Origin of the sequence: Glycocaulis sp. (assembly GCF_051859565.1) — a bacterium.
In the GTDB taxonomy this organism is placed as follows: domain Bacteria; phylum Pseudomonadota; class Alphaproteobacteria; order Caulobacterales; family Maricaulaceae; genus Glycocaulis.
In genome coordinates this window covers 159,299-169,834 of the sequence record NZ_JBHYFK010000006.1, presented here as the reverse complement: position 1 = coordinate 169,834, position 10,536 = coordinate 159,299, and the positions used below count along the sequence as shown (strand labels likewise).

The window sequence follows — 10,536 nt, the reverse complement described above, 5'->3', positions numbered from 1 at the left end:
CGTCCGGGCTACATATTGGGGTAGTTCGGGCCACCGGCTCCCTCTGGCGTCGTCCAGTTGATATTCTGGTTGGGATCCTTGATGTCGCAGGTTTTGCAGTGGACGCAGTTCTGCGCATTGATCACGAATTTGGGTTCACCGCCCTCATCGACCCATTCATAGACCGCTGCCGGGCAGTAGCGCGCTGACGGCCCGCCATAAACATCGTGCTCGCTGGCTTTCTGCAGCGCCATGTCAGCCACTTTGAGGTGGATCGGCTGGTCTTCCTCATGGTTGGTGTTGGAGATGAACACCGAGGAGAGGCGGTCGAAGGTCAACACGCCGTCCGGCTTGGGATAGTGGATCGGCTTGCACTGGTCTGCCGGTTTGGTCGCCTCGTAGTCCGCCCCGCCATGGCCGAGCGTACCGAAGATGGAGAAGCCGAACAGCTCGTTCGTCCACATATCCATCCCGCCAAGACCGATACCGATGAGCGTGCCCCATTTGGTCCAGAGCGGCTTGACGTTACGGACCTTTTTCAGCTCCGCCTTCACCCAGGACTTGTCATAGGCCGCTTCATAGGCGTCGAGCACATCATGCTGGCGGCTCTCGCCCAGCGCGGCAAAGGCGGCTTCAGCGGCCAGCATGCCGGTTTTCATGGCGTTGTGGCTGCCCTTGATGCGCGGCACGTTCACAAAGCCGGCCGAACAGCCGATCAGCGCGCCGCCGGGGAAGGCGAGCTTCGGCACCGACTGGAAGCCGCCTTCGGTGATCGCGCGTGCGCCGTAGGACAGGCGCTCCGCCCCCTCAAGGACGGGTGCAATATCGGGGTGGGTTTTCAGGCGCTGGAATTCGCCGAAGGGGAACAGGTTCGGGTTCTTGTAATTGAGGTGCACCACAAAACCGATGGCGACCAGATTATCGCCGAAATGGTACATGAACGAGCCGCCGCCGGTGTCGTTCGAAAGCGGCCAGCCCATGGTGTGCATGGCCAGGCCCTTCTTGTGGTTCTCCGGTTTCACCCGCCAGAGTTCCTTCATGCCGAGGCCATATTTTTGCGGCTCGCGGCCCTCATCGAGATTGAAGCGCTTGATGAGCTGCTTGGAGAGATTGCCGCGCGCGCCTTCAGCAAAGAGCGTGTATTTCGCGCGCAGCTCCATGCCCGGCTGGTACATGTCCTTGTGACTGCCATCGCGCGCCACGCCCATATCGCCGGTGATGACACCCTTGATGACGCCGTCTTCCTCGATCAGCGAGGCCGCCGGGAAGCCGGGATATATCTCCACGCCCATGGCCTCAGCTTTTTCGGCCAGCCAGCGGCACAGATTGCCCAGCGAGCCGATATAGCAGCCGTGATTGTGCATGAAGCCCGGCATGGCAAAGCCGGGGAAGGTTGCCGAACCGGACTCGCCCAGCGCCACGAACTTGTCGCTCGTCACTTCAGTGTCGAAGGGCTGGCTGGGATCGTCGCGCCAGTCCGGGAACAGCTCGTCGAGCGCCTTGGGATCAAACACCACGCCGGAGAGAATATGGGCGCCAATCTCGGAGCCCTTCTCGATCACGGCAACGGAGACCTCGCGGCCTTCGGCCTCGGCCAGTTGCCGGATGCGGATCGCAGCAGCCAGACCGGCCGGTCCGCCACCTGCAATCACCACATCATATTCCATTGCATCGCGCTGGATCTCGCCGTCAGCCATGTTGCCTCCCGTCAGTTCTTCTTCCCGCGCTGGATATATATGCCAGCTTGACACCAGCGTTTGCGCGAGGCCCTGTCCCGTCTTAGCTTACACCTAGCAAATGAGCTAGGGCATCAGCCCTGCCGCACCAGCAAAAAGCGCAGAGCGCGGATAATCCCCAAGCGACAGAACGGACCCCGACGCATGACGCCTGACCATCCACCCTCCCAAGCCGATGCGCTGTCCGCGCTGAAAAGCCTTGTGGGCTGGTGGGATGATGCCGGGATCGCGGTGGACATACCCCCTGCCCCGCCCCCTGCGCTGCGCACCAGCGCGCCGGAGCGCAAATCCGCCCCCGCAGCCCCTGCGGTGAGATCTGCGCCTGCAGCGCCTGAAAAGCCTGCGCAGGACGCGGTGGCGATGGCGCGCGCCGCCACTGACATCGCGGCCCTGAAAGCCGCCGTGGGGAGCTTTGACGGGTGTGAGCTCAAACGCACCGCCCGCAATACCGTGTTCGCGCGCGGCAACGCAGAGGCGCCGCTGATGGTGATCGGTGAAGGCCCCGGACAGGACGAGGACCGCGAGGGCCTGCCCTTCGTTGGCCGCTCTGGCCAGCTTCTCGACCGCATGCTGGCCGCCATCGGGCTGGATGATACCAGCGCCTACATCACCAATGTCGTGTTCTGGCGGCCGCCGGGAAACCGCAAGCCCTCGACCGAAGAGATAGAAATCTGCCGCCCCTTCGTGGAGCGCCATATCGCGCTGGCCAAGCCGCGCCTTATCCTGCTCGTCGGCGGCATCTCCACGCAGGCCATGCTTAAAAACCCGCAAGGCATCATGGCGCTGCGCGGGCGCTGGTCGCAAGTGACCGCCGGGGGCCATTCCGCCCCGGCCCTGCCGACCTTCCACCCGGCCTTCTTGCTGCGCCGTCCGCAGGAAAAGGCCAAAGCCTGGGCCGATCTGCTGAGCCTGCAGGAGAAGCTGGAAGAGCTCTCCTAAACCTCGTCCACATCGGCCAGTTCACGCAAATGCGCGATGCGGGCAAGGCCGTGAGCGCGAAGGCGCGCTTCCAGATCGCGGCGCGTATGGACGCTCGACCAGCGTATGCCGTCAAACAGGCCGGGCGGTGGTGGGCTTTTAAGCGCCAGCAGCCAGTAGCCGCCATCTTCCGCCGGGCCGATCACCGCGTCGTGGCGTTTAAGCAGGGCAAAGCCGCGCGCCACATCGCGGCGGGTAATGTCGGGCGCATCGGTGCCGATGATGGCGATGGGAAGCGCCCTTCCCCTTTTCTCCCCCCGTTCACCGGGGGAGTGCCCCCGCAGGGGGCGAGGGGGGGAGGAAAGCCATCCTCCAGCACCGGCCAACACCCTCGCCTGACGCGCGCCGAGATCACCGCCGCCTTGCGGCCAGCGCGCCAGATCATCCGGCCAGACCTTGCCAAACGCGCGAGCGATGGCGCTGTCCGGGCTGACCGCCAGCACGGTCTGCCAGCGCGCGCGGTCGCGCACAGCCCGAAGTGTCTTCGCCGTCATTGCCCGGTAGGCGCGCCATGCCATCACCTTGCCGATACCGGCGGCAAGGCGCGTCTTCGCCCCGCCAATCACTGGCGCGCGGGCAAAGACGATGAGACGCGCTTGCCTCATGCCTTGCGCCTGCCATAAGCGCGCGCCAGCTTTTGCGGGTCCGCGCCCAGAAAATAGCGCGCCAGCAATACCAGATTGGCTGCAGAGCGGCGCAGATACCCCTCGGAGCGGAAACGCTCTGCGCTGGTGATGGCGCGCGCAGGGAGAGGTTTCAGCCGCCTTTTGCCGATACGCCGCACCAGCTCCACATCCTCAAACAGGCGCATCAGCTTGTAGCCGCCAAGCCTCTCATAAAGCTGCGCCGGGATGAGCAATCCCTGATCGCCATAGGGCAGGCCGAACGCGGCGCAGCGCCAAGCCACAAACCGCTCCAGACGGCGCGCAGGCGCGCTGTCATCATCCAGCGCAAACTGAAAATAGCCCGCCACATCCCCGCCCGCGTGCGCCGCCATGAAGGCTTTTACCGATTTCGCCCAGCCCGGCTCCAGCCGCGTGTCGGCATGCAGGAAGAGCAGCCAGCCGCCCTCGCCTGCACTTTCCATCGCGCGGGCAGCCCCGGCGGCGAGCTGCACGCCGCGCCCGGGCAGGGATTTGACCACGTCAAACCCGCGCGCGCGGGCGAGCTTCACCGTCGCATCACCAGACCCACCATCGGCCAGCACCCAGCGCGAGATCAGCCCGCACGCAATCGCAGGCTCCAGGCTGGCGAATGTGTCCGGCAAAGAGGGGGCCGCGTTCAGCGAAGGAATGACAACAATCACATGGCTCATGCGCGCCATAAGGTGCACGGGCGGCGAGCCTCGTCAAATTCATTTTGTTCTTGAATTGTTCTTATTTTCGAGTCAGCGTCCGGCCATGAACGCGATTATCCCCGCCCGCCAGTCTGAAGCCCTGCCCGAGCCCTTCCAGCCCAGCGGAAGGGGCGCGAAATCCAATGCCGCCGGGCGGTTCGAGCGTGCCACTTCGGAGCCCGTCGATGATGGCTGGCACAGCGAGGCGCCGCCCCGCCAGATCAAGACCACGCTGATCCGCGATGCGGCGCGCTCGATCATCACGACCAATGACAGCCCGGATATCAGCTTTGACCAGTCGGTGAACCCGTACCGGGGCTGCGAGCATGGCTGCATCTACTGCTTTGCCCGGCCCACCCACGCCTATTGGGGGTATTCGGCCGGATTGGACTTTGAGAGCGTGATCTTCTTCAAGCCCGGCGCGGCAGAGCTTTTACGCAAGGCGTTTTCAAAGCGCGGCTATACCCCGCGCCCGATTGCGCTTGGTAGCAATACCGATCCCTACCAGCCGGTGGAGCGCGATTTGCGCATTACCCGTGCCATCCTTGAAACCTGCCTCAGTTTCCGCCACCCGGTCAGCATCATCACCAAATCGGCAGGGGTCTTGCGCGATCTCGATCTGCTGGCCGAACTGGCGAGCATGGGTCTCGCCCATGTGGCGATCTCCGTGACGACGCTGGACGCAAAACTGGCAAGGACGATGGAGCCGCGCGCCTCGACGCCCACGCGGCGGCTCTCGGCCATCACGGCATTGAGCGAAGCGGGCGTGCCGGTCAGCATTTTCACTTCGCCCATGATACCGGGCCTCAATGATCACGAGCTGGAAAACCTGCTCGGCGCTGGCGCAAAATCCGGAGCCAGCCATGCCAGCTATGTACTGCTTCGCTTGCCGCTGGAGGTGGAGCCGCTCTTTAAACAATGGCTCTCGGTAGAGCGCCCCCTCTCCGCCAAGAAGATCATGGGGCTGATCGAGAGCACGCGCGGCGGCAAGGCCTATGACAGCCGCTTTCATGCCCGCATGCGCGGCGAAGGCCCGGTGGCCGACCTCATCCGCGCCCGCTTTGAACGCGCCTGCCGGGCAAACGGGCTGTCCCGGAAAGTAGTGCCGCTGCGCACCGACCTCTTCACCGTACCAGAAAAGGAGAGTGATCAGCTGAGCCTGTTTTGAGGGGCATTTATTGTGCTGGTGAAGCTTGAGTAATGCACCTAGGTTGCATTGCGGGGACGTGCGGGGGGATTTTATGCGTTTCGAAGGCTCAGGTTTTGCACGGCTGATCACCATTGCCCTTGCGGCCTTTTCGGTGAGCGCGTGCAACGAAGTTATGAACGGTTTTGTGCGCTCAATCGGCGACGATGAAGTTATCGGTCTGGCAGATGGTGCCGTTGATGCTGTGCTGGCCCGCGACGACGACGCAGTGCGAGCCTTAACCCATCCGCAGGCAGAGCACGTGTTTACGGCAGAGGCGATGGCGCAGGTTTTTGAGTACCTGCCAGCAGAGCCGGAACGCCGGCGCCACCTGCTTCAGTACAACTGGTCGACATTCCAGACGCTGGGCCAAGAACCCACCCGGAGAGTAACTCTCATCTACCAAGTGCAGTTTGAACCGGATCAGTCTGGCCTAACACGAAGCGAATTTGTGAGAATTGGGTTGCTCGCAAACGGCGAGGCACCTCTGCGTCTGGCAGAGTTTCGGGTATTTCCAGTCCCGGAGCCAATATATGGCGGGATAGACGACTGGCCGACCGGCTTCTGGGCCGCGCTGATCATCGCACCCCTTACTGCGATTTTCTGCCTTTTGGCCCTGATCTCTGTCTGGCGCACACCGCGACTGAAGCGGCGTATTCTCTGGACTCTCTTTGTTGTGCTGATCGGCTATCCCGTGTTTGCATTCTCCACGGAGACCGGCAGCTGGTTCCTGTTATCTCCCGGAATACACAGGACCCCTACTGGAGTTCATTACAGCTTTTTGGATTTCACGGTTTTTAGCGCTAGCTGGGTCCAGCAAACCTTCACCGGCCATTATGTTTTCAACGTGGCGATCCCCGTGGGCGCTCTGCTTTTCTTCTTGCAGAAGACGCGGGGCAAGCTTGCGTTCAAGGCCCCGAAGAGTCAGTCAGACAGGAATGCGGCCAGCCCCAACCAACCATCCAATCCCGTGTCGCCCTGACGGCAACGTAGCAGGCATAGACGAAGCCGGGCGCGGGCCGCTGGCCGGGCCGGTCGTCGCGGCAGCGGTCATCCTGCCTGCGCACTTCTCTGCCCTCTCAGCGCTGGCGGACTCCAAAAAGCTAACCGCCAGACGCCGCGAGGCACTGGCCGCCGTGATCCGCGCTGAAGCAATAGTGGGCGTCGGCATCGCCGAACCGGCGGAGATAGACCGCATCAATGTGCTGGAGGCCACGATGCGGGCCATGTCGCGCGCCTGCCGCAATCTTCCGCTGGTGCCGGACATCGTGCTCGTCGATGGCAACCGGCTGCCGCATCTGGACTGCCCGGCAAGAGCCATTATCGGCGGGGATGGCAGCGAGCCGGTGATCTCCGCCGCCTCCATCATCGCCAAAACCGTGCGCGACGCGCTGATGATAGAAGCGGCACTGCGCTGGCCCGGATACACGCTGGAGGGCCATAAAGGCTATGGCGCAAAGGCCCATATCGATGCCCTGCAAGGGCTGGGGGCCACGCCCATCCACCGTTTTTCGTACCGCCCTGTTGCGGCGGCGGCAGAAAAAAGTGCACACGGGTGATTCGCGCTTAACCCCTCGTTAGGCGTATCATTTCAACCCTGCTGCACCGGGTTGGAATGAGGGTGACGCTGGTGTCAACAAGTTTGCCGATAAATCAGGTTCTGCATGGGAACTGCGTGGAGATCATGCAGACCCTGCCCGACAACAGCGTGGACCTGATCTTTGCCGATCCGCCCTACAACCTTCAGCTTGGCGGCGAGCTGCATCGCCCGGACAATTCCAAGGTGGACGCGGTCGATAATGACTGGGACCAGATTGGCGGGTTTGACGAGTATGACCTGTTCACCTGCGGCTGGCTGGAAGAGGCGCGGCGCGTCCTGAAAGAGGATGGCGCGCTGTGGACGATCGGCAGTTATCACAACATATTCCGCGTCGGCACCTTCCTGCAGGATATGGGCTTCTGGGTGCTCAATGACGTGATCTGGCGCAAATCCAACCCGATGCCGAATTTCAAGGGCACGCGCTTTACCAATGCGCACGAGACCCTGATCTGGGCGGCCAAGCACAAGACCAGCAAGGTCACGTTCAACTACGCAGCGATGAAATCGCTCAATGACGGCGTGCAGATGCGCTCCGACTGGACGCTGCCGATCTGCTCTGGCGGTGAGCGCCTGAAGGCGGGCGATGGCCGCAAGGCGCACCCGACGCAAAAGCCAGAGGCGCTGCTGCACCGCGTCCTGCTTTCCACCACCCATCCCGGCCAGATCGTGCTCGACCCGTTCTTTGGCACCGGCACCACGGGCGCGGTGGCGCGCAAGCTGGGGCGCAAATTCATCGGTATCGAGGCGGATGCGGACTATGTGACCCTCGCCCGCCAGCGCATCGATGCGATCAGCCCCGGCGATGCCAGCGCGCTGCAGGTGACGGCCTCCAAGCGCTCTCTTCCCCGCATTCCGTTCGGCAATGTGGTCGAAGCCGGTCTCATCAAGCCAGGCGATACGCTGTTCTGCGCGCAGGGGCGGCGCACCGCGCGCGTGCGCGCCGACGGCTCGGTCACAGGCGGCGGCGAGACCGGCTCCATCCATCAGGTCGGCGCCGCCGTTCAGGGCGCGCCCTCCTGCAATGGCTGGACGTTCTGGCATATCCGCCGTAATGGCACGCTGATGCCCATCGACGTGCTTCGCAGCCGCATCCGCGCCGAGATGGAAGAGGCTTAGGGGGGCTCTGTTTGCTTTTCCCTCGTCCTTCGAGACGCTCACTACGTTCGCCCTCAGGATGAGGGAAAAGCCCGATCCAAGCCCTCATCCTGAGGAGCCACAAAGTGGCGTCTCGAAGGACGAGGGCGATCCAGCTAAAGCGCCGCCTGCACGGCTTTCTTCATCGCTGTAGGCAGCCCCGCCGCGCGGATCGGATGCACCGCCACCCAGCGCGCGCCATCGGGCAGGCTGCCTCCAGCATCGAAGGACGCGGCAAAGACAGTCAGGCGCAGCTCAAAATGCGTGAAGACATGGGTGATCCTGCCCGCTTCTCGCCACTCCAGCGCCAGTGGAGCAGCCTCCTCTGGTGAAGGCAGCGTGCCGGCATCCTCCAACCAGTCCGTTCCCGGCACTTCCAGCATCCCGCCCAGCAGCCCCTTGTCAGGGCGTGTGCGCACCAGCACTTCGCGCACCTCGCCTGCCCCGCGAAAGACCACAAAGGCGAGGCCATGGCGCACAGGCTTTGCCTTCTTCGCGGCTTTCACCGGATAACGCTCCTGATCGCCAGCCGCGCGCGCGGCGCAATGGCTCTCCCACGGACACACGCCGCAAGAGGGAGCGCGCGGCGTGCAGACAAGAGCGCCCAGATCCATGATCGCCTGCGCGTAGTCTCCGGGCCGGTCCGGATCGGCGAGCTCGGCCGCCGCTTTGCGGATTTGCGGCTTGGCTGTGGGTAGCGGGGTCTCGATGCGGAAGATGCGCGTAATCACCCGCTCCACATTCGCGTCGACCACGCTGGCGGGAAGGTTGAAGGCGGCGGCGCGGATGGCGTGGGCGGTGTATTCACCAATACCCGGCAGCGCGCGAAGCCCTTCCAGATCGCTGGGGAAGACGCCCGCCAGCTCACGTGACACAACTTGCGCACAGGCATGCAGATTGCGGGCGCGAGCGTAATATCCAAGCCCTGCCCACGCGGCCATCACATCCTCGCGCGGGGCGTTCGCAAGATCATGCACGCTCGGCCAGAGGGAGAGGAATTTCGCATAATAGGGCGCGGCATGGGGCACGGTCGTCTGCTGCAGCATGATCTCAGACAGCCAGACCGCATAGGGGTCTGCCACGCGCCCCGCCGCGCGGTCCTCAGGGCGGATACGCCAGGGCAGGATTCGCCCTTCGCGGTCATACCAGGCGAGCAGACGGCTACGCATGGCGGCGATGTCACCGCTCGCCGGGCTTGCCGCATCATCTCGAAGTGCCGACACTGTGCTCATGGATGAAAGCTGGAAACACGATCGCCAAAAGGCAATCACGCAGCGCAGGCGCATACGCTCCAAAAGCGATGCGGTCTCGCGCGCGGAGGCTGATCTGTGGGCCGTCGATCACCGGGGGAAACCCGCCATCAAGCCTCCGCCGCAGGCAGGGCGGGCGCTGGCCAACGTTCTGCGCCCGCTGGCACGCGCCTTCGGGCCGGGTGCGTCCGAGCTGGAGGAGCATTGGGAGGCGATTGTGGGCGAGGCGCTGGCGCGCTGGACCAGCCCTGAAAAGCTGCAATCAGGCACGCTGACCGTGCGGGCGCGCGGGCCTGCCGCCGCGCTGATCGAGGCGCAATCGGGCGTCATTCTGGAACGCGTGGCGCAATATGCAGGCCGGGCGCCGAAGCGCCTGCGCATCGTGCAAGGCGCGCTCGGCGCCCCTGCCGGGCCGGTACGCAGCGCGGCAAGCCGGGTTGTGAAACGCGCCGAACCTCTGCCCGAACCGCCCGCCGATCCGGCAGAACGGCTGGCCGCGGCGCTGGCTGATTTCGAGGCGGCGGTAAGGGAGCGCGAGGGCGGGTAGCTTTGCCGAAATCCAGCATCGGTGTCTCCCCCCGTTCACGGGGGGAGTGGTCCGAAGGACCGAGGGGGGGATTATCGAAACAAGTTCCCCCCTCCGTCTGGCAAGCCAGACACCTCCCCCGTAAACGGGGGAGGACACCACTTCCCTGAATGAAACCCCTTAAAGCCCGCAGGGCTATCCAGGGCCTGTTGCCGGATTATTCTGCACGAGGCCCCGGCTCTGCGCTGCGCTTGGCCGGGAGTTCAGGGGACTGAAATGCCTACCCCGCATCTGCCTCGATGTGCAGGCGCACGGTGACGTTCGGCGCGACCTCGGCCCAGCTGGAGCCGCCGACGCCGAAGTCTGCCCGCAGGATTTCCAGTGTGCCTTGCGCCACGGCGCGGCCATCGCTGATCTCGACGGTGAAGGGCAGGACGGCATCGCGGCTTTCGCCCTTGATGGTCAGGGTGCCGCGTGCCTCATAGCCCTCATCTGTCGCCACGATCTCATCGGACACGAAGATGGCTTCGGAATATTCCGCCGGGTAGAGGCCGTCACGGCTGACGAGTGCGCTTTGATATTCACGATTGGGAATAGTGCCAGTCTCGCTGGTCACGCGCGCGGAAATACTCGCGTTTTCAAGGTCCTCCGAATCGAATGTGATCTCGGCTGAGAACTCGGCGAAATTGGCCGTCACGGCCTGGCCGAACACGCGGGTTTCGGCGGTGACTTCAGACGCAGCTGTATCGATAACCCAGTCCTGCGCAGAAAGGGGAAACGTGCCGGTCAGGGCAAAGGCAAAAGCGGCGAT

The 10,536-nt window shown here is 63.8% G+C and carries 11 protein-coding genes; 6 read left to right on the top strand and 5 right to left on the bottom strand.

All coding sequences use genetic code 11. From position 1 onward, the window contains the following. Positions 1 to 8: 8 nt before the first annotated feature. Positions 9 to 1,676 carry an electron transfer flavoprotein-ubiquinone oxidoreductase gene (locus tag ACTIGC_RS10380; RefSeq protein ID WP_439634331.1) on the bottom strand — a complete coding sequence of 556 codons (1,668 nt, stop codon included), beginning with the start codon at positions 1,674 to 1,676 and terminating at the stop codon, positions 9 to 11. A 183-nt stretch (positions 1,677 to 1,859) separates the two neighbouring features. On the opposite strand from ACTIGC_RS10380, the gene ACTIGC_RS10375 reads away from it, so the two are divergent. After that, positions 1,860 to 2,654 carry a uracil-DNA glycosylase family protein gene (locus ACTIGC_RS10375; RefSeq protein WP_439634330.1) on the top strand — a complete coding sequence of 265 codons (795 nt, stop codon included), beginning with the start codon at positions 1,860 to 1,862 and terminating at the stop codon, positions 2,652 to 2,654. Here the strand turns inward: ACTIGC_RS10375 and ACTIGC_RS10370 are convergent. Both ACTIGC_RS10370 and ACTIGC_RS10365 read right to left on the bottom strand, forming a co-directional pair. Next, positions 2,651 to 3,298 carry a TIGR04282 family arsenosugar biosynthesis glycosyltransferase gene (locus ACTIGC_RS10370; RefSeq protein ID WP_439634329.1) on the bottom strand — a complete coding sequence of 216 codons (648 nt, stop codon included), beginning with the start codon at positions 3,296 to 3,298 and terminating at the stop codon, positions 2,651 to 2,653. The two genes, ACTIGC_RS10375 and ACTIGC_RS10370, sit on opposite strands and share 4 nt — an antisense overlap. Next, entirely contained in the window at positions 3,295 to 4,008 is a 714-nt protein-coding gene (locus ACTIGC_RS10365; RefSeq protein WP_439634328.1) for a TIGR04283 family arsenosugar biosynthesis glycosyltransferase, read from the bottom strand. Before ACTIGC_RS10365 ends, ACTIGC_RS10370 begins: the two co-directional genes overlap by 4 nt. Before the next feature lie 85 nt (positions 4,009 to 4,093). Between ACTIGC_RS10365 and ACTIGC_RS10360 the strand changes: the two genes are divergently transcribed. The 4 genes from ACTIGC_RS10360 to ACTIGC_RS10345 all read left to right on the top strand — a co-directional run bounded on the left by ACTIGC_RS10360 (position 4,094) and on the right by ACTIGC_RS10345 (position 7,931). Further along, positions 4,094 to 5,197, top strand: coding sequence for a PA0069 family radical SAM protein (locus tag ACTIGC_RS10360; protein WP_439634327.1), 1,104 nt, complete (start codon positions 4,094 to 4,096; stop codon positions 5,195 to 5,197). Positions 5,198 to 5,270: 73 nt separating this feature from the next. Next, positions 5,271 to 6,197 (top strand): hypothetical protein, encoded by a 927-nt coding sequence (locus ACTIGC_RS10355; protein WP_439634326.1) that lies wholly within the window; start codon positions 5,271 to 5,273, stop codon positions 6,195 to 6,197. Further along, positions 6,154 to 6,774 (top strand): ribonuclease HII, encoded by a 621-nt coding sequence (locus tag ACTIGC_RS10350; protein WP_439634325.1) that lies wholly within the window; start codon positions 6,154 to 6,156, stop codon positions 6,772 to 6,774. Before ACTIGC_RS10355 ends, ACTIGC_RS10350 begins: the two co-directional genes overlap by 44 nt. A gap of 56 nt (positions 6,775 to 6,830) precedes the next feature. Then, the gene (locus tag ACTIGC_RS10345; protein ID WP_439634324.1) at positions 6,831 to 7,931 is read left to right on the top strand and encodes a site-specific DNA-methyltransferase; all 1,101 of its coding nucleotides are present in this window, start codon (positions 6,831 to 6,833) and stop codon (positions 7,929 to 7,931) included. Between the two features lie 134 nt (positions 7,932 to 8,065). Here the strand turns inward: ACTIGC_RS10345 and ACTIGC_RS10340 are convergent, their stop codons facing one another. Further along, positions 8,066 to 9,118, bottom strand: a complete 1,053-nt coding sequence (locus tag ACTIGC_RS10340; protein ID WP_439634401.1) for an A/G-specific adenine glycosylase — start codon at positions 9,116 to 9,118, stop codon at positions 8,066 to 8,068. Positions 9,119 to 9,179: 61 nt separating this feature from the next. Here ACTIGC_RS10340 and ACTIGC_RS10335 point away from each other — a divergent pair, with 61 nt between their 5' ends. Next, positions 9,180 to 9,746: a DciA family protein gene (locus ACTIGC_RS10335; protein ID WP_439634323.1), complete on the top strand. Its 567-nt coding sequence runs from the start codon at positions 9,180 to 9,182 to the stop codon at positions 9,744 to 9,746. 259 nt (positions 9,747 to 10,005) lie between these two features. On the opposite strand, the gene ACTIGC_RS10330 is transcribed toward ACTIGC_RS10335, so the two are convergent. After that, positions 10,006 to 10,536 (bottom strand): YceI family protein (locus ACTIGC_RS10330; RefSeq protein WP_439634322.1); only part of this gene is annotated, 531 nt, incomplete at its 5' end.